This is a genomic window from Streptomyces sp. NPDC002467, from assembly GCF_042889825.1.
Lineage (GTDB): Bacteria > Actinomycetota > Actinomycetes > Streptomycetales > Streptomycetaceae > Streptomyces.
Genome location: NZ_JBIARJ010000010.1, coordinates 49,667 through 69,220, shown reverse-complemented (window position 1 = coordinate 69,220; position 19,554 = coordinate 49,667). Strand labels below are relative to the sequence as shown.

Sequence of the window (19,554 nt, the reverse complement as noted above, 5' to 3'; positions counted from 1 at the left end):
CGGGCCGGGCACGGCGGCGGGACCGGCGACGGGACCGGCGGCAGGACGGGCGGCAGGACGGTCGGCAGGACTAGGAGAGCTTGCCGCCGTAGTCCGGGAGCTTGACGGTCAGTTCGGCGTGCCCGCCGACGAGGTCGCTCGTGTTGTTGCCGATGTTGGCGATGATCGTGTAGCCGCGGGCCTCGATCTCCGCGCGCTTGCCCGTCTTGTAGGCGCTGACCTCGCCGAACAGGTCGGGCAGGTCACGGACGTAGAGCCCCGAGACGGGGTAGCCGACGGCCCGCAGGTTGCGCTCGGTGAGGGAGTAGACGATCCCCGGGCGGGCGGTGACGAAGAAGATGGCCACCCCGCGGTCGTTCGCGTACCGGGTCAGCTCGCGGACCTTGGCGATCGCCGGGGTCGGGAACGTCCAGAACCAGTGGAAGTCCGTCTCCAGCGAGCTGTTGTCGATGTCGAGGACGATCGCGGGCTTCTCGCCGGCCGGGGAGGCCGCGATGCGCTGCTCGATCGCCGGACGGACCGCGTCGATGACGTCCGCGACGTCGCGCTGCCAGGTGGCGTAGTCGATGCCGAGGATCGCCGCGTTCCCGCCGGGCGCGGACGCGGTACGGCTCGTCACTGCGGCGGGCGCCGGTGCGGCCTGGGCGGCGCCGGCCGGAACCAGGGTCATGACGGCCGCGGCCGCGGCCAGGGCGGCGGTGGTGGCGGCGGTACGGGTGCTGCGCATGTGGGGGACGCTCCTCGATCACGCATTGGCATGTACGCGCCCAGCCTTGACCGGATCCCGCCCCATGTCTACTGGTCGGTAGGAAACTTTTCGTGGCCGACCGGTGAACCCGCGGACGTCCGGTCGAGTTGGCGGAGGTGGTCGGCGGCTTCGGACGCGCGGGGGTTGTTGAGCCGGACGAGCGAGTCGTGTGCGGCGGTCAGGGCCGCGCGGGCGTCGTGGTGGCGCGTGAGGTGGCGCAGGACGATGCCGAGGTCGAGGCGGGCCGGTTCGCTCCAGGCGGGCATCTGCGCTGCCTGGAAGTGAGTGAGGGCGTAGCTCAGGGGGTGTTCCGCTTCGTCCCATCGGTGGAGGGCGGCGAGGTCGTTGCCGATGTGCTGGCGGGTTACGGCGAGGTAGAGGCCGATCAGTTCCCGCGGCTTTCCGGCGACGCCGGCTTGGCAGATGGCTTCGCTGCGCCGGTGGATGGCCAGGGCTTCCTCGGCGCGGCCGGTCTGGCGCAGGTGCTGGCCGAGGGTGTTGAGGACGGTGAGTTCGGCGAGGCGGCTCTCCGGGTCGGTCTGCCCGCTGAGGTGGTCGGCGGCTTCTTGGAGCCGGATGATGGATTCGCCGGTTCGCCCGAGCCGGTGGAGGGCGCCGGCGGCGTAGCCCAGGGCCCAGCCGGCCTGGAGCCGGTCGCCGCTTTCACGCGCCGCGGCCAGGGCGGCCTGTGCGCTGGTCAGGGCGGCGGTGTGGTCGTGGAGACCCATGTTGTACGCCCAGGCCAGGTAGTTGAGGTGGACGGCCTCGTCGCGTTTGCTGCCCAGGGCGCGGGCGGAGTCGACGGCCCACTGGAAGACCTGTGCCCAGGCTTCCCAATGCGGGGTGCGGTCGGAGAACCAGTGCATCGCCTCGGCGGTGTCGATGACCTGTTGGTGCAGGCCGCGGGCTTGGGCGCGGCCCAGGGCGGCGAGCCACTGGGCCTTCTCGGCCTCCAGCCAGACCCGTGCCTGTTCGTGGTCGGCGGGTGCGGTGGCGGGATCGGGGTCGGGGGTGGGGTCGGTGTCGGGGTGGGGTGCGGTGTCGAAGAGCCGGGCTGCGGCCTTCGCGCGGTGCAGTGTCCAGAGGTCGGCCCGGTTCTGGGCGGCGGTGGTGTGCGCGGGCCCGTCCTCTTCGGCGAGTTGTTCGGCGGCGAAGAGGCGGAGCAGGTCGTGGAAGCGGTAGCGGTCGGCGGTGGGGTGGGACTGGAGCAGTCCGGCGTCGGTGAGGTCCTGTGCGCATGCGGCGGCTTGGCGCAGTGGCAGTCCTGCCAGGAGGGCGGCGCTCTGAGGGCTGAAGTCGGGGCCGGCGGTGAGCGAGGCGCGGCGGAAGACGGTGCGGGCGGGCGGGGGCAGTTGCCGATAGGACAGGGCGAATGCGGCGCGGACCTGCAGTGAGCCGGCTCGCAGGGCGTCCAGGCGTGTGGTGTCTTCGGCGAGCTGGGTTGCGAGTTTGCCGAGGTGTTCGCCGGGGCGGGCGGCGAGGCGTTGTGCGGCGATGCGGACGGCGAGGGGGAGGTGGCCGCACAGGTCGGCGAGGTCGCGGGCGGCCTGGCTCTCGCGGTGTACCCGTTCGGGGCCGATGACGCGGGTGAGGAGTTCGACGGCCTCCTCGCGGCGCAGCAGCGTGAGTTCGGGGCGGTGGACTGCTTCGAGGCCGGCCAGGGTGTTGCGGCTGGTGATGAGGGTGAGGCTGGGGCTGTGGCCGGGCAGCAGGGGGCGGACTTGGTCCTCGTCGGCGGCGTTGTCCAGGAGGAGGAGGATCCGGCGGTCGCGCAGCAGGGAGCGCAGGAGGCCGCTGCGGTCCTCGGTGGTGGTGGGGACGGCGCTGTCGGCGGTGCCGAGGGCCCGCAGGAGCCGGGCGAGCGCGTCGCGCGGCGGGGTGGGGCGGGGGTCCATGCCGCGCAGGTCGATGGCGTACTGGCCGTGCGGGAAGTGGGGGGCGAGGGTGTGGGCGGCGTGGACGGCGAAGGCGGTCTTGCCCAGGCCGGGCTGTCCGCTGACCACGGCAACGGGTGGGTGAGCGGGGTCGAGGTGTCCGACCAGGGCGCGCAACCGGTCCAGGGCGACGCCGCGGGCGGTGAAGTCGCCGAGATCTCGCGGCAGTTCGAGGGCGTGGTGCGGAACGGCCCGTGGCTCCGGCCGGGTGGCGGACCCGGCTCCGGAGCGGGGGCGGGTCCGGCCGAGGCCGGCGGCGTGCTCCAGTTCGGCGGCGGCCGCGTCGTCCAGGTCCAGGGCGGTGGCCAGGGCTTGGACGGTGCGACGCTGCGGCCCCCGGGAGCGTCCGCGTTCCAGGTCCGAAAGGGCCCGCACGCTCAACCCCGCGGCCTGCGCCAGTTCCTCCTGACTGAGCCCTGCACCCGTTCGCAGAGCGTGCAGGCGCGCGGCGAACCCCTCGTTGCTCATGGCTCGAATCCCCTGGTCGGCATGGCCCCCCGAGTCGGCGGGCGCTACCGGCAGAAGTATGCCAAGACGTTACATCTACTTCTGCCGGTGGAAGTTCGTGGTCCGATCCCCGTCCGGCCGGGTTGGCTGGGCACCGGCGGGCGTGGCCGTAGCCGTTCGGCTTCCGCCGACGCAACCGCGTGGTCCCCGGCCCCGTATCCGCCGTGTCGGCCCGACTCGACACGGACGGTCGGCGGCCGGTCCGCCGGGCATCACGCCGCCCCGCGCCGCCCACACCGCCGTCCGGCAACCGGTGCCGCACGCCCGCTCCGGTTCCAACGACCGTCTTGACCCTGGGGAACGACATGCTTGCAAGAGGCTTCCGCGTACTGCGAAGGCTGTGCCTACCCGTCCTTTCGCTGCTCTTCCTGGCCACGATGCTGCCCACCCCGACGCCCGCGGTGGCCGCGTCCGGCAGCAAGTACGGAGACGCCCGCCTCGACCAGTGGTCGTCGCTGACCACCCACAACTCCTACGCGGACTCTGGGGCGGTGCCGCCGCGCAACCAGTCGCGCAACATCTCCCGCCAGCTCGACGACGGCGTGCGCGGGCTGATGCTCGACACCTACGACATCGCCTACGACCAGGAGGGCAACGTCGACGTGATGCTGTGCCACTCCCAGTTCGTCTGCTTCGAGAACTTCCGCAGCGGGCTCGGCAGGGTGGTGGACTTCCTCAAGTCCCACCCGGATGAAGTGGTCACGGTCTTCCTGGAGAACTACGCCAGCCGAGCCTCGCTCACCGACGCGGTCAGCGACGTGCTGGAGGCCAAGAACGCGAAGAACCTGCTGTTCTCGCCCAACCAGTACGACATCGACAACCGCAACTGGCCGCGGCTGCGCGACATGGTCTCCGACAACCGCCGCCTGGTGGTGTTCCAGGACAGGTGGGGGGACGACGTCGCGGTCAAGTCCGGCGACGGGAGCAAGGAATACGGGCGCCTCATGTACACCTGGAAGCGCACGGTGGAGACGCTCTACGACTACGACGACGACTGGCCGCACGGGTGCGCGTCGCGCAACAGCAACCCGGTGGGGCAGAACCCCATGCCGGGCACGGCGCTGACGCCGCTCTTCACCATGAACCAGTTCGACTCGAGTGCGGCGAACCCCGAGTTCAAGGCGCCGGGCGACAACGGCTCGGCCCTGAAGAAGCGCATCGACAAGGACTGCCGTCCCGCCGCGGGCCGCAACCCGAACTACGTCGCGGTGAACTTCTACGAGCAGAGCAACACCAGCGGCGTCAACCCGCTGTCCGTGGTCAACGAACTCAACCGCAACGCCCACGTCTTCCCGCCGCACCCGGCGCTGTGGACCGTCACCCCGAACAAGCAGTTCATCGGGCAGACCTACGAGACCACTGCGCCGAACCGCTGCATGGTGCGGGGCGATGACTTCCCCGACGGCTCGGGTGGCGTGGTGACGCAGCGGGCCTGCGCGAGCCCGGCGCCCAGCAGCCAGCAGTGGACGGGCACCCTGCCTCCCTACGACAGCCAGAACTACTACTGGATCAAGGCGGGCAACGGCTACTGCCTCACCGTCCCGTGGAACCTCGGCGTACCGCCCGGCAACGGCATGCAACTGTTCTGGTGGCCGTGCGAGAGCCGGTGGGCCTCGGACAACCAGCTCTGGGAGATCATGCCGGCGGAGCAGTACGGCGGGCGGCGCGCCACGTACTTCATCAACCGGTGGACCGGCAAGTGCCTGACCCTGGACCCCGCGACGAACGGCGGCAAGTCCGGCAAGGTGACCCAGGACGTCTGTCCGACCCGCTGACGGAACCCGACACGAGCCCGGCCGATCGATCGGCCGGGCTCCCGTCGTACCCAAGCGGCTCAGGTGTCGCAGTCCAGCACCGTGCGGCACAGCCCGCACCGCGCCCGGAGCCGCCCCCGCACCGGCACCCTCACCCGCTGCTCGCACACCGGGCACGGGAAGCTCACCCGCAACCCGCCGCCGTCCTCCGCCCCCTCGAAGCGGTACGCCGTACCCGTACCCGCGCTCGGTGTCGAAGTCCCTGCGGCGCGGCGGTCCCTGGCGTAGCGCAGCCGGGACACCGGTCCCGCCGCGCACAGGGGAGCCCGCCGGCGGTCCCGCTCGGCCACGGCGCGGCCGCGCACGTACGCCTCGTACGCCTGCGGGCTGGTGAACCACGACGACGGGTCCTCGCCGAACAGGGCCGCCCGCTTGGCCAGGACGAACCCGAACTCCTCCGGCGTGAGGTAGCCGAACCGCTGCCACGTCAACGCGTCCTCGCGGTAGGCGTCCAGCAGCAACCAGCCGGCCCCGAGGTAGGCGGCGGCGGTGTCGGTCAGGATCTCGTTCTCCGCGGTGTCCGCGAAGCGCAGGCCCAGCCGGTGCAGCAGTACGTGCGCCACCTCGTGGGAGAGCGCCGCCGCCAAGTCCCGCCGATGCGTGCGGAACCGGTCGTTGACCTCGACGAAGTACTCCGGACCGGCCGCCAGTTCCACCGTCGCCGCGTCCCGCATCGGCCGGAAGCCCACCACCACGCGCGCGTCCGGCAGCCGCAGCGCGCGCACCATCGCCGAGGCCACCCGCTGCGAGCCGAGGTACAGGTCCTCGGAGGCGTCGAAGGCCGCGTCGGCGGGGGAGAAGCTCGTCGCGTAGGCGCGGATCCCGTCGGCCGACAGTCGCCGGAACAGCGCGGCGATCGAGGCGCGCACCACGGGCAGGTGCGGAAATCCGTGCTCGACCGGGCTGTCCGGCCTCCGGTCGTGCGTCATCGGGCACCCTCCGCCGCAAGCCCTCCGGCCGCCGCCCCCGGTTGGCCGAAAAGCCCTTCTTGATGCCCGCCGTGCGACGGGTGTGTCATGACCCCGTCATCCCTTTGATGGCCCGCACCGCCCAACCCCCCACGAAAGGCAGTGTGTTGACAATGACCACCCTTGCGCGATTCCTCAAGCGCACCCTCGCCGCCGGCGCGGTCGCCCTCGCCGCCGTCAGCCTCCAGCCCGGCACCGCCACCGCCTCCCCGACCCCCGTCGTCGGCGGCACCCGCGCCGCCCAGGGCGAATTCCCCTTCATGGTCCGCCTCTCCATGGGCTGCGGCGGCGCCCTCTACACCCAGCAGATCGTCCTCACCGCCGCCCACTGCGTGAACGGATCCGGCAACAACACCTCCATCACCGCCACCGCCGGCGTCGTCGACCTCCAGAGCGGCAGCGCCGTCAAGGTCAAGTCCACCAAGGTCCTCCAGGCCCCCGGCTACGACGGCCAGGGCAAGGACTGGGCCCTCATCAAGCTCGCCAAGCCCATCAACCAGCCCACCCTCAAGATCGCCGAGACGAAGGCCTTCGACAACGGCACCTTCACCGTCGCCGGCTGGGGCGCCACCCGCGAAGGCGGCGGCCAGCAGCGCTACCTCATGAAGGCCACCGTCCCCTTCGTCTCCGACGCCTCCTGCCAGGCCGCGTACGGCAGCTCCCTCGTCCCCGCCGAGGAGATCTGCGCCGGCTTCGACCAGGGCGGCGTCGACACCTGCCAGGGCGACTCCGGCGGCCCCATGTTCCGCCGCGACAACAACAACGCCTGGATCCAGGTCGGCATCGTCAGCTGGGGCGAGGGCTGCGCCCGCGCGGGCTACCCCGGTGTCTACACCGAGGTCTCCACCTTCGCGTCCGCCATCAAGGCCGCGGCGGCCACCCTCTAGCGGCCGGTCCTCCGGCGACCGGTCCTCCGGCGACCGGTCCTCGTCCTTCCGGCCCGTTCCCCTTCGGCCGGAAGGACGAAGCCCCGCTTGCGCCCCGCCACCGCCCCCGTTCCCATGGGAAGGATCCATCGGATCCATCGGCAGCGGGCGACAGCGACAGTGGGGCAGGCAGCTCATGGCGATCAGAGTGGTCATCGCGGACGACCAGGAGATGGTCAGGACCGGATTCCGGATGATCCTCGAAAGCCAGCCCGACATCGAGGTCCTCGCCGACGTCGTCGACGGCGAGGCCGCCCTCGCAGCCGTCGAGGAACACCGGCCGGACGTCCTCCTCCTCGACATCCGCATGCCGAAACTCGACGGCCTCGAAGTCACCCGGCGCCTCTCCGGCCGCGACCGGCCACGCATCGTCATCGTCACCACCTTCGACCTCGACGAATACGTCCACGCGGCGCTCCACGGCGGAGCATCCGGCTTCCTCCTGAAAGACGCGAGCCCGGCCATGCTGGTTGAAGCGGTCCGCGCGGCAGCCGTCGGCGACTCCCTCGTCTCACCCGCCATCACCGTCCGCCTCCTACGGGAAATGGCCCCCCGCACCCCCGCCAACCAGGCCCGCCGCCCCGCCGAACCCCTCACCGAACGGGAACGCGAGGTCGTACGCTGCCTCGCCCGCGGCCTGACCAACGCCGAGATCGCCGGCGAGCTCTACGTCTCCCTCTCCACGGTCAAGACCCACCTCGCCAACGTCCAGGCCAAACTCGACGCCCGCAACCGAGTCGAAATCGCCGCCTGGGCCTGGGAATCCGGCCTGGCCACCACCACCCCATGACACCGCCGCACGAAAACCAGCCCCCGCCCGGCAAAAATCAGCCCCTCCGGCGCTTGAGGAGCGGGGATCGGGGCGGAGCCCCGATCCTTGACGCGAGCCAGACCACCGGCCGGAGCCACATCCAGCCCCGCCGGAGCCCCGGGCGCACGGCACGGGGCCGAGCCCCGGAAGCCCCCGCATGAGCCCGCTCAGCGGATGGGCCCGCCGCAACCCCCAGGCCGCCGGCCTGACCCGCCTCACCCTCTCCCTCGTCCTCCTCGCCCTCGTCACCTTCGAGGGCGTCGTCCTCGCCCGCCAGCCCAGCCTCCCGCACGCCACCGTCTGGGTGTCCGGCATCCTCGTCTGCCTCAGCGCCGCGCCCTGGCCCCGCATCCCCCTCCTCACCCGCGCCTGGTTCGCCGCCGCCGTCACCTGGACCGCCACCCTCGCCCTGATGTTCGGCAACCACCCCCTCGTCGTCTGGGGCGGCGGCGAGGCCCTCGCCCTCCTCGTCCTCCTCTCCCAGGTCCTGCGCCGCGCCCCCGCCCGCACCGCCGCCGTCCTCGGCCCCCTCCTCGGCCTCGGCTGCATGGCCGTACCCGTACGGGACACCGACCCCGGCCGCTTCACCCTCCTCTTCTCCGTCCTGACCGTCGTCATCAGCTCGTACTCGCTCCTCCTGCGCCTCCAGTCCGTCCAGCGCCTGCGCGACCTACAGGCCGTCCGCACCGCCGAACGCCTGGAGCTCGCCCGCGAGCTCCACGACCTCGTCGCCCACCACGTCACCGGCATCGTCGTCGAGGCCCGGGCCGCCCGCTTCACCAACGTCTCCGCCGAACGCGCCGCCGAGATCTTCGGCCGCATCGAGACCGCCGGCGACGAAGCCCTCGGCTCCATGCGCCGCGTCGTCAAAGTCCTCCGCGAGAACGACACCCCCCGCGCGGGCACGACCACCACCGCCACCACCAGCCCCGTCGCCGGACTCACCGACATCCGCGCACTCACCGAACGGTTCTCCGCCACCGGCCCGCCCGTCACCCTCTACATCGAGGAGGGCCTGGAGGGCCGCATCCCCGGCCACGTCGCCGCCACCGCCCACCGCATCGTCCTGGAGGCACTCACCAACACCGGCAAGCACGCCGCCACCGCCACCGCCGTCCGCGTCGGCCTGCGCACCGTCCCCGGCGGCCTGGAAGTACGGATCGCCGACGACGGCGGCCACCCCGCCAAACTGTCCGAAAACGCCCGTGGCGGGGGCTACGGACTCGCCGGAATGGCCGAACGCGCCCAAGCCCTCGGCGGCACCCTCACCGCCGGCCCCACCCCCGAAGGCGGCTGGAGCGTCACCGCACTCCTGCCGCTGTGACACCAAGATCACGGCGGCGTCTCACAACCCGGCTGCCCGGGGCCGGGGCCGCCCCCGGCACGTATTCTCGGGGACCATGAACAACAGTGCCATCGACGAGAGCGTCGCCGCCGAACTCGCCCGCCTGCGGGACAGCATCGACAACATCGACGCGGCCGTGGTCCACATGCTCGCCGAGCGTTTCAAGTGCACCCAGCAGGTCGGCCACCTCAAGGCCCGCCACCAGCTGCCCCCGGCCGACCCGGGCCGTGAATCCGCCCAGATCGCCCGCCTGCGCCAGCTCGCCGAGAACGCCAAACTGGACCCGGCCTTCGCCGAGAAGCTCCTCAACTTCATCATCGCCGAGGTCATCCGCCACCACGAGACCATCGCCGCGGGCGAAGACGAGGCGTAACCGAACAGCAAACGCAGCCAGACGCCGCCAGACGCCACGAGACGCCGCCAGAGCCTTCCGAGCAGCTGACTGGGGTCCGACTGCCCACTGCGGCAGCATGGGCCCCATGTCCGCACTGACGCGCAACGAAGCGCAACTCCGAGCCCGGCTCCTCGACGTCCACCACTACGCCGTCGCCCTCGACCTCACCGTCGGCGACGAAACCTTCGACTCCATCGTCCACATCCGCTTCACCGCACGCACCGCGGGCGACACCTTCGTCGAGCTCAAGCCGGAAACCCTGAAATCCGCCCTCCTGGACGGCGAACCCCTCCCCGTCACCGCACTCCAGGACAACCGGCTCCCCCTCGACGGCCTCACCGAAGGCCCCCACGAACTGCGCATCGACACCCGCATGCGCTACTCCCGCACCGGCGAAGGCCTCCACCGCTTCACCGACCCCGCCGACGGCGAGACCTACGTCTACAGCCAGATGTTCATGGACGACGTCCAACGCGTCTTCCCGGCCTTCGACCAGCCCGACCTCAAGGCCGTCTTCGAGTTCACCGTCACCGCCCCCGCCCACTGGACGGTCCTCGCCAACGGAATCACCACCCGCACCACCGAAGGCGACGACAGCGACACCGGAACGGAAGCCGCCGCCACCTGGCACTCCGCCCCCACCCCCCTCATCTCCACCTACCTCGCCGCCGTCGCCGCCGGCCCCTGGCACAGCGTCCACACCCGGCACGCCGGACTGCCCTTCGGCATCCACTGCCGCAAGTCCCTCGCCCCCCACCTCGACGCCGACGCCGACGAGATCCTCTCCGTCACCACGGCCTGCTACGACCGCTACCAGGAGAAGTTCACCGAGCCCTACCCCTTCGACTCCTACGACCAGGCCTTCGTACCCGAGTTCAACGCCGGAGCCATGGAGAACCCCGGACTCGTCACCTTCCGCGACGAGTTCATCTACCGCTCCGCCGTCACCGACACCGAACGCCAGTCCCGCGCCATGGTCATCGCCCACGAGATGGCCCACATGTGGTTCGGCGACCTCGTCACCCTCGCCTGGTTCGACGACATCTGGCTCAACGAGTCCTTCGCCGAATACATGGGCTACCAGACCCTCACCGAAGCGACCCGCTTCACCGACACCTGGACCGAATTCGGCGTCACCCGCAAGCCCTGGGGCTACGACGCCGACCAGCGCCCCTCCACCCACCCCGTCGCCCCCACCCCCGACGACGTCCCCGACACCGCCTCCGCCCTCCTCAACTTCGACGGCATCTCCTACGCCAAGGGCGCCTCCGCCCTGCGCCAACTCGTCGCCTGGCTCGGCGAGAAGGACTTCCTCGCCGGCATCAACACCCACTTCACCCGCCACAAGTTCGCCAACGCCTCCCTCGCCGACTTCGTCGACTCCCTCGCCGCCCACACCGAACGCGACGTCCACGCCTGGGCCGACATCTGGCTCCGCACCACCGGCATCGACACCCTCACCCCCCAGATCGAGGAAGACCCCGGCGGCACCGGCGCCCCCACCGGCTGGACCCTCACCATCGACCGCGACGGAACCCGCCCCCACCACGTCGCCGTCGGCGTCTACGACCGCGACCCCGCAGACGGCCGCCTCCTCGACCGCACCGAACTCCTCCACCTCGACGTCCCCTCCGACGAGGTCCTCTCCGTCAGCGGCCCACGCCCCGCACTCCTCGTCGTCAACGACGACGACCTCACCTACGCCAAGGTCCGCCTCGACGAAACCTCCGTCGAAACCGTCCTGCGCGGCCTCTCCGGCATCCCCGGCCCCCTCACCCGCGCCGTCGTCTGGAACTCCCTGCGCGACATGGTCCGCGACGGCGAACTCGACCCGCAGGCCTACCTCACCACCGCCGAAGCACACCTGCCCGAGGAACACGACCTCGCCATCGTCCAGGGCGTCCTCACCTTCGCCCGCACCCAGATCGCCGTCCGCTACCTCCCGACCGAACAGCGCACCGCGGCCCTCAACACCCTCACGACCATCGCCCGCGACCTGCTGCGCCGCACCGAGGACGGCTCCGCCCCGGGCCTGCGGCTGACCGCCGTACGCGCCCTCGTCGACAGCGCCACCCAGCCCGACACCATCGCCGCCTGGCTCGCCGACGACACCGTCCCCGGCGGCCCCGAACTCGACCCCGAGCTGCGCTGGCGCATCCTCGCCCGGCTCTGCGTACTCGGCGCCGTCGACGAATCCGCCATCGACGCCGCGCTGGCCTCCGACCCCAGCGCCACCGGCCAGGAAGGCGCCGCCCGCTGCCGCGCCGCCCTGCCCACCCCCGAGGCGAAGGCCGCCGCCTGGCAGCGCCTCTTCCACGACGACACCCTGTCCAACTACCTCTTCAGCGCCACCGCCCAAGGCTTCTGGCAGCCCGAACAGACCGACCTCGTACGGGACTACGTCCCCCGCTTCTACCCCGAGGCCGTGGCCCTCGGCACCCGCCGCGGCCCCGCCATCGCCGAAGCCGCCGGCCGCTGGGCGTTCCCCGTCTACGCCATCGACGAAGCCAACCTCGAAGCCGGCCACACCTGCCTGGCGGACCCGGGCATCCTCCCCCTCCTCCGCCGCAAACTGATCGACCAACTGGACGACCTCGCCCGCGCCCTCCGAGTCCGCGGCGCCTGACCCCCGCGGGGCCGCAAGCCGGACCCGCCCCGCGCCGCGTACTGGGGCTCCGCCCCAGACCCCGCGCCTCAAACGCCGGCGAGGCTGGATTTGGCTGCTGCCGTCCGCCAGGTCCGGCGTTTGAGGACGGGGTCCGGGGCTGGCAGCAGCTCCCCGCAGCTGCCCCCGAACACGAACAAAACCCGGAAAAACCCCGGCAGGGTTACCCCATTCGGGTCTGATCGTTGTACCCACCGGGCACCCGCCGCCACCGCGGCACCGCCCGCGCCACGTGCCCCCACGAAGGGCCGGCCCCAGCCGCCGCCCCGTTCCGCCCCCGTGAGGACACCGACATGACCGCGCCGCCGCCCGCACGACGACCCGGAACCCCACCGCTCGCCGGCGGAGCCACCGGAGCCGAGTCACTGCGCCCCCTCCTCGACACCGTCCTCGCCGCCCTCCACACCGGCGCCCGGGACCGCGGCGGCCCCCTCCCACCCGGCGGCCCCGACACCGTCACCGCCCGCGTCGAAGCCGCCCTGGGAAAGGCACGCGACCTGCTGCCCGACAAGGGCACCGGCCCCCACGAAGCCCTGGCCACCCTCGTCCACACCCTCACCGCCGGCGCCGCCGACCCCGCGGACCCCCTCTGCGCAGCCCACCTGCACTGCCCGCCCCTCGCCGTCGCGGCCGCCGCCGACCTCGCCGCCTCCGCCCTCAACCCCTCCCTCGACTCCTGGGACCAGGCCCCCGCCGCCTCCGCGATCGAGGCACTCCTCACCCGCACCCTCGCCGCCGAGTTCTACGACACCCCCCACGCCGACGCCCTCGTCACCACCGGCGGCACCGAAGCCAACCAGCTCGGACTCCTCCTCGCCCGCGAACGCCACGGCCCCGCCCTCACCGTCCTGCACGGCGCCAACGCCCACCACTCCGTCCCCCGCGCCGCCTGGCTCCTCGGCCTCCCACCCACCGTCGCCATCCCCACCCCCACCGGCACCCTCGACCCCGACCGCCTCGCCGAGGCCCTCGCCGCCACCACCGGCCCCACCCTCGTCACCGCCACCGCCGGCACCACCGACGCCGGACTCATCGACCCCCTCCACCGCATCGCCGACCTCTGCGACCGGCACGGCGCCGACCTCCACATCGACGCCGCCTACGGCGGACCACTCGCCCTCAGCCCCCGCCACCGCCACAAACTCGCCGGAATCGGCCGCGCCCACTCCCTCACCGTCGACCTCCACAAACTCGGCTGGCAGCCCGTCGCCGCAGGACTCCTCCTCGTCCCCGACACCGCCCTGCTCGCCCCCCTCGCCCACCAGGCCGACTACCTCAACGCCACCGACGACACCGAAGCCGGCCTCCCCGACCTCCTCGGCCGCTCCCTGCGCACCACCCGCCGCCCCGACGCCCTCAAGATCGCCACCACCCTGCGCGCCCTGGGCCGCGACGGCCTCGTGGACCTCATCGACCACACCTGCGAACTCGCCCACCAGCTCGCCGAACGCCTCGACGCCCACCCCGGCTTCGAACTCCACGCACCCCCCACCATCAGCACCGTCCTCTTCCGGCCCGCCCACGCCACCGACGACGACGTCGCCGCACTGCGCCGCACCCTCCTCCACGAAGGCCGCGCCGTCCTCGGGCGCACCCACACGGGCGGCCGCCTCTGGCTCAAAGCGACCCTGCTCAACCCCCACACCACGGCGAGGGACCTGGACACCCTCATCACCCTCCTGGAAGGCAGCACCCACCGATGACCGCCCAGCTCGATGCACCCCACGACCTCGTCGGAATCGGCATCGGACCCTTCAACCTGTCCCTCGCCGCCCTCGCCCACGGCCTCCCGCACCAAGGAGCAGGCGAACTCTCCACCGTCTTCTACGACCAGCGCCGCGACTTCCGCTGGCACCCCGGACTCCTCATCGACGGAGCCACCCTCCAAGTCCCCTTCCTCGCCGACCTCGTCACCCTCGCCGACCCCACCAGCCCCTGGACCTTCCTCAGCTACCTCAAGCACAAGGAACGTCTCTTCCCCTTCTACTTCGCCGAGCAGTTCCACATCCAACGCGCCGAATACGACGCCTACTGCCGCTGGGTCGCCGAACGCATCCCCGGACTCCACTTCGGCCACCAGGTCGACGCCGTCCGCTGGAACCCCGAACACGACCTCTTCGAAGTCGACTTCACCCAACTCGACGCCGACGGCGAAGCCGAGGCACTCGGCCGCACCCACACCCGCAACCTCGCCCTCGGCATCGGCACCGCCCCCTACGTCCCCGAACCCCTGCGCCCCCTCGTCGACGCCCCCACCGTCCCCGTCATCCACAGCGCCGACTACCTCGACAACCGCCAACGCATCCTCGGCGCCGACCACGTCACCGTCATCGGATCCGGCCAGTCCGGCGCCGAAGTCTTCCTCGACCTCCTCCGCGCCCGCCCCACCGGCCGCGAACGCCTCACCTGGCTCGCCCGCACCCCCGCCTTCGCCCCCATGGAGTACTCCAAGCTCGGCCTCGAACACTTCACGCCCGACTACACCCGCTACTTCCACGCCCTCCCCGAACCCGTACGCGACCGCCTCGTCCCCGCCCAATGGCAACTCCACAAGGGCATCGACGCCGCCACCATCGCCGCCATCCACGAAGAGCTCTACCGCCGCACCCTCCACGGAGGCTGGCCCGACGCCGTCCTCACCCCCGGAGTCAGCGTCCGCACCGCCGGCCGCGTCGCCACCACCAAGGTCGAACTCCACCTCGAACACATCGAACAGGGCAGCCGCTCACGCCTCACCACCGACGCCGTCGTCCTCGCCACCGGCTACCGGGAACGCCCCACCACCGCGCTCCTCGCAGGCCTCGACCCGTACATGCGCAAGGACTCCTCCGGCCGCCCCCGCATCGACGACCGCCACCGCATGGTCCTCGACCCCAGCGTCACCGGCAGCATCTTCGTGCAGAACGGCGAACGCCACACCCACGGCGTCGGCGCCCCCGACCTCGGCCTCGCCGCCTGGCGCAGCGCCGCCATCCTCAACACCCTCACCGGCAAGGAGCCCTACCCCCAGCCCACCCGCACCGCCTTCACCACCTTCGGCCTCGAACAACGCGAACACACCCGCCCCCGCCCCACCGTCGAACTCCTCCCCCTGGTCGACCACCCCTGACCCCTGACCCCTGACCCCCGACCCGCCGACCGCCCGGCACTAGGGTCGCCGTCATGCAGCGAACCAGTGCCGACGGGGTCACCGTCCTGTGGACACCCGCCCCCACCCCCGGTCCCCTCACCGCACAGCTCTCCTTCGGCACCGGCGTCCGCGACGAGACCGCCCCCACCCTCGGCGTCACCCGCGTCATCGAAGGCCTCGTCATGTCCGAGGCCGGCAACCGACCGCACGCCCACAGCAGCAGCCTCCGCGACGACGTCATCGAGTTCACCGCCAAGGGCACCCCCGAGGACGTCACCGGCTTCCTGCTCACCATCTGCCGCACCCTCTCCGACCTCCCGCTGCACCACACCGAACACGTCACCGGCGCCCTCGCCGCCTTCACCGCCCCAAGCGCCGTCCAGCACCCGGCCGCCGCCCTGCCCGCCCGCTACGGCCCCCACGCCGCCGGCCTGATCACCTACGAGCACCCCGGCTCGTACGCGACCCTCACCCCCGAAACGGTCCGCGCCCACGCCGCCGCCCGCTTCACCCGCGGCAACGCCGTCCTGGCCCTCGACGGCCCCCCGCCCCCGGGACTCGCCCTGCCCCTGCCCGACGGCCCGCCACCCGAGCGAACCACCCCCCGCACCCGCGCCCACGCATCCGGAACCTGGCAGCGCCGGCCCCTCGACACCGTCTCCCTCCTGCTGACCTGCGACGCCTCCGACGCCGCCGCCACCATGGCCCAACTCGTCCTGCGCAAACGCGTCGAACGCGCCGTGCACTGCACCGCCGACACCGGCGCCCACTGGTTCCTCCGCGACCAGGACACCCTCGACCGCGTCCTCGTGATCCACCCCCGCCCCGGCAGGGCCCGCGAAGCCGCCGTGACGCTCTGGCAGGAAACCCTCAGACTCACCCGCAAAGGCCCCGCACAAGCCGAACTCGACGCCCTCACCGACGCCATCCGCTCCGAAGCCGGACCCCTCTGGGGCAGCAGACGCCCCTTCGAACGAGCCGTCCTCGCCGAACACTTCGCCATCCCCTACCTCGACGACGACACCCTCTTCACAAGCCACGCCGCCGTCACCCCCCAAGACGTACGCACCTACCTGGAGCACGCCCTCCCCGACTCCGTCCTCGTCGTCCCCCACCAGACCCAACTCCACGTGCGGACCCCGAACGGCTCACCCCTGCCCAACTCCGACTGTTGGCGCATCCACGGACAGCACCCCCCGACCCCCGGCACCCGCTTCCGCATGAACCCGCTGCGCCGCGCCGTCACCCGCCGCAGCCACCGGGGCGAGTACGTCCTCACCCCCTGGGGCATCGTCATCCGCGACGCCCACCGCGACGAACACGACATCCGCTTCGACGAGATAGCCCTCGTACGCCACGAAGGCCCCGGCCGCATGGTCCTCACCGGCTGCGGCTGCCAGATGCACCTCCACCCCCACCAGGTCGCACACGGCGAACGCCTCATCACCGCCCTCGACGCCGCCGTCCCCGCCCACCTCGTCCACACCACCGGCTGAAACCGGACGGGGCCGGAGCCCGCCACAGCGGACCCCGGCCCCGTACGGGCACGACCAACGCCTAGAACACCGGCACACCCGCCCGCGTCAGCCGCCAGTCCACCGAAGCGAACTGCGCCGGATCCACCGTCCCCTTCGCCTTCACCCACCCGATGATCGTGTTCCGGATCTCGTCCGAGTTCGCCCACAACTGCTGCGCACCCGGCACGTGCGGGAAGTTCCCACCACCCGAAGCCCGATAGTTGTTCACCGCCAGCACGAACCGCGCCGCCGGATCCAGCGGCTTCCCACCGAACGTCAGGTTCACGATCCGCGAACCCTTCGGCTGCGCGACGTCGATGTCGTACGACAAGCCGTACACCACGTCGTAGTTGTAGTCCGGAGTCGCCTCGGCGTTCGTCAGCTTCGCCGGATCCACCACATCACCCGGCGCCGTCTGCGCGTAGTACTTCGCCGAGTACTCCAGATAGTCCTTCAGCTGCGCACCCGTCATCAGACGCGCCTCCAGGGTGTTCTCGAACGGGTACAGACCCGCCGCGTCCTTGATCGTCACCTGCCCGGCCGGAATCGAGGCCGTCCGCGAGAAGCACGACGCCTGCGACAGCACCGGCAGCGCCGCGTACTCCCCGCCGGCCAGCGCCGCCTTCACCGTCTCCGCCTGCACGTGGTTGATCAGATCGATGATCGGGACGTCCTTGAACGGACCCTCCGCCGAAGACATCACCTGCGTCGACGTACCGATCACCTGGTTCACGTACGCCACGACCTTGCGGTGCTCGTCCTCCAGCAACCCCGTGATCTTCGGGTCCTCCGCGACCGTGTTCGAGTTCAACACCTTCGCCGAGACCTTCTCCACCGACCAGCGGCCCTTCGACCACGACAGCTCGAAGTCGAACAGCGTCAGCCGCTGCCCCCACTTCAACGGCTCCGACAGCACCACGTCCTTGCCGGTCGCCTTGTTCTTCACCCGGTACTCGGGAATCTCCGTGTGCGCGTGCCCCACCAGGATCGCGTCGATCCCCGGCACCTGCTCCGCCACCAGACCCGCCGCGTTCTCGATGTACGGCAACTGGTCACCGTACGAAGACGTCCCGCTCGACCCCGAATGCGCCGACACGATCACCACGTCCGCACCCATCGAACGCAGCCGCGGCACGTACTTCGCCGCCTGCTCCTCCAGACCCGGGAACGTCATCTTCCCCTGCACGTTCGCCTTGTCCCAGATCGCGATCCCCGGGTTCGTCAGCCCCAGCACCGCCACCTTCACATCACGCCCGTGCGGAGTCCGCAACCGGTGCATGCTGTACGGCGCGAACGCCGGCCGCAGCGTCTTCGCATCCAGCGCGTTCGCCCCCAACAGCGGGAAGCGACACTGCTCCTCGAACTTCCGCAGCACCGGAATCCCGTAATTGAACTCGTGGTTCCCCAGCGCCGCCGCGTCGTACCCGATCGCGTTCATCGCCTGCGCCATCGGGTGCACCGGACCACGCCGCGCCGTGATCGGATCCACCTTCGCGTAGTAGTACGACAACTGCGTGCCCTGGATCGTGTCACCCGCGTCGATCAGCAGCGTGTTGCAGCGACCCTTCTCCGCACGCACCTGCTCCACCAGCGTCGAGATCTTCGCCAGACCCACGTCGTTGTGCGCCTTGTCGTCGAACTCCTTGTCCGTGAAGTAGTCCCAGTTGAAGACATTCCCGTGCAAGTCCGTCGTGCCCATCACCGTGAACGAGTACGTACGCGCACCGGCCGAACCCGCCGGCCCAGCCGACTCCGCGGCGGCGGCAGGGGAGCTCGTGGCCCCCGCCAACGCCACGGCCGCACCCGTCGCAGCCGTGGTCCCCAGAAAAGTCCTGCGGTCGAACGCCATGCCATCTCCCCTTTTGAGGCGTGAACAACGCGCGTAGATTCTGACCCACAGGTAACAAGCCGCAACACCCCCACCAGGTTTCGATCCGATGACCACACCCCCACGGGCCCCGGTGCGACAGTGAAACCATGACCCAGGACGCACCCCACCAGCCCTACGGAACCCCCGAAGTCCCCCGCGTGGCAGTCCGCGGCGAAGCCCACCTCGAAGTCGACCCCGAAATCGCCCGCATCGGCATCACCGTCAGCGCCCGCGGCACCGACCGACGCACCGCCCTCGAAGACCTCACCCGCCGCAACAACACCGTCCTCGACCTCATCAAGAGCTACGGCGACCCCGTCGAAAAACTCGAAACCGGCTCCTTCTCCATCACCCCCGAACTCACCCGCCACGGCCGCGCCGAACGCATCCGCGCCTACCACGGCCGCGTCCACATCACCGCCGAACTCAGCGACTTCACCACCCTCGGCGAACTCACCACCCGCCTCGCCGACCTCGAACTCACCCAGGTCGACGGCCCCTGGTGGGCCCTGCGCCCCACCTCACCCGCCCACGGCGAAGCCCGCCGCCAAGCCGTACTCGAAGCCGTCCAACGCGCCCGCGAATACGCCGAAGCCCTCGGCGCCCGCCTCGCCGCCCTCGTCGAACTCGCCGACCTCGGCGCCGAGAACGCCACCCCCTACCAGGGCGCCCCCGGAGCCGGAATGCGCACCATGGCCTTCAGCGCCACCGAAGACGCCGGCCCCCCACCCCTCGACCTCGAACCCCAGCGCCAGACCGTCCACGCCCAGGTCAACGCCCGCTTCACCATGACCCCGCCACAACTCTGAGACCGCCGCCCCGAAAGCACCGGAAAACACCCCATGGGGGTGCTCATCAGAGCACCCCCATGCACATTCAACAAATGTCAACAACCTTTTGCCCAACGGTTGTTGAGTGTCCACCC

The 19,554-nt window shown here is 71.3% G+C and carries 14 protein-coding genes; 10 read left to right on the top strand and 4 right to left on the bottom strand.

What is annotated here, in order from left to right:
* Positions 1 to 70: 70 nt before the first annotated feature.
* Complete coding sequence (locus ACFYYJ_RS21485; protein ID WP_385358230.1) at positions 71 to 727, bottom strand: HAD family acid phosphatase; 657 nt, start codon at positions 725 to 727, stop codon at positions 71 to 73.
* Positions 728 to 795: 68 nt separating this feature from the next.
* Positions 796 to 3,150, bottom strand: coding sequence for a helix-turn-helix domain-containing protein (locus tag ACFYYJ_RS21480; RefSeq protein WP_389134526.1), 2,355 nt, complete (start codon positions 3,148 to 3,150; stop codon positions 796 to 798).
* 344 nt (positions 3,151 to 3,494) lie between these two features.
* Here ACFYYJ_RS21480 and ACFYYJ_RS21475 point away from each other — a divergent pair, with 344 nt between their 5' ends.
* Positions 3,495 to 4,964: a hypothetical protein gene (locus tag ACFYYJ_RS21475; protein WP_385358225.1), complete on the top strand. Its 1,470-nt coding sequence runs from the start codon at positions 3,495 to 3,497 to the stop codon at positions 4,962 to 4,964.
* 59 nt (positions 4,965 to 5,023) lie between these two features.
* On the opposite strand, the gene ACFYYJ_RS21470 is transcribed toward ACFYYJ_RS21475, so the two are convergent.
* Entirely contained in the window at positions 5,024 to 5,932 is a 909-nt protein-coding gene (locus ACFYYJ_RS21470; protein WP_389134523.1) for a hypothetical protein, read from the bottom strand.
* Between the two features lie 152 nt (positions 5,933 to 6,084).
* Between ACFYYJ_RS21470 and ACFYYJ_RS21465 the strand changes: the two genes are divergently transcribed.
* From ACFYYJ_RS21465 to ACFYYJ_RS21430, 8 genes are all read left to right on the top strand, one after another.
* The gene (locus ACFYYJ_RS21465; RefSeq protein WP_389134520.1) at positions 6,085 to 6,858 is read left to right on the top strand and encodes a serine protease; all 774 of its coding nucleotides are present in this window, start codon (positions 6,085 to 6,087) and stop codon (positions 6,856 to 6,858) included.
* A gap of 175 nt (positions 6,859 to 7,033) precedes the next feature.
* On the top strand, positions 7,034 to 7,687 hold the full coding sequence (locus tag ACFYYJ_RS21460) for a response regulator (protein WP_385358220.1): 654 nt from the start codon (positions 7,034 to 7,036) through the stop codon (positions 7,685 to 7,687).
* 178 nt (positions 7,688 to 7,865) lie between these two features.
* Positions 7,866 to 9,032 (top strand): sensor histidine kinase, encoded by a 1,167-nt coding sequence (locus tag ACFYYJ_RS21455; RefSeq protein WP_385358218.1) that lies wholly within the window; start codon positions 7,866 to 7,868, stop codon positions 9,030 to 9,032.
* A gap of 76 nt (positions 9,033 to 9,108) precedes the next feature.
* Positions 9,109 to 9,426, top strand: a complete 318-nt coding sequence (locus ACFYYJ_RS21450) for a chorismate mutase (RefSeq protein ID WP_384746536.1) — start codon at positions 9,109 to 9,111, stop codon at positions 9,424 to 9,426.
* A 106-nt stretch (positions 9,427 to 9,532) separates the two neighbouring features.
* Positions 9,533 to 12,073, top strand: a complete 2,541-nt coding sequence (gene pepN, locus ACFYYJ_RS21445; protein WP_389134515.1) for an aminopeptidase N — start codon at positions 9,533 to 9,535, stop codon at positions 12,071 to 12,073.
* Between the two features lie 332 nt (positions 12,074 to 12,405).
* On the top strand, positions 12,406 to 13,815 hold the full coding sequence (locus ACFYYJ_RS21440) for a pyridoxal phosphate-dependent decarboxylase family protein (RefSeq protein WP_389134512.1): 1,410 nt from the start codon (positions 12,406 to 12,408) through the stop codon (positions 13,813 to 13,815).
* Positions 13,812 to 15,221 (top strand): lysine N(6)-hydroxylase/L-ornithine N(5)-oxygenase family protein, encoded by a 1,410-nt coding sequence (locus ACFYYJ_RS21435; protein ID WP_389134509.1) that lies wholly within the window; start codon positions 13,812 to 13,814, stop codon positions 15,219 to 15,221. The genes ACFYYJ_RS21440 and ACFYYJ_RS21435 overlap by 4 nt, the downstream gene beginning before the upstream one ends.
* 53 nt (positions 15,222 to 15,274) lie before the next feature.
* Positions 15,275 to 16,738, top strand: a complete 1,464-nt coding sequence (locus ACFYYJ_RS21430) for a hypothetical protein (RefSeq protein WP_389134507.1) — start codon at positions 15,275 to 15,277, stop codon at positions 16,736 to 16,738.
* A 61-nt stretch (positions 16,739 to 16,799) separates the two neighbouring features.
* Here ACFYYJ_RS21430 and ACFYYJ_RS21425 read toward each other — a convergent pair whose 3' ends face one another.
* Positions 16,800 to 18,608: a bifunctional metallophosphatase/5'-nucleotidase gene (locus ACFYYJ_RS21425; RefSeq protein WP_389134835.1), complete on the bottom strand. Its 1,809-nt coding sequence runs from the start codon at positions 18,606 to 18,608 to the stop codon at positions 16,800 to 16,802.
* 128 nt (positions 18,609 to 18,736) lie between these two features.
* Here ACFYYJ_RS21425 and ACFYYJ_RS21420 point away from each other — a divergent pair, with 128 nt between their 5' ends.
* On the top strand, positions 18,737 to 19,438 hold the full coding sequence (locus ACFYYJ_RS21420; protein ID WP_389134504.1) for an SIMPL domain-containing protein: 702 nt from the start codon (positions 18,737 to 18,739) through the stop codon (positions 19,436 to 19,438).
* Positions 19,439 to 19,554: the final 116 nt, after the last annotated feature.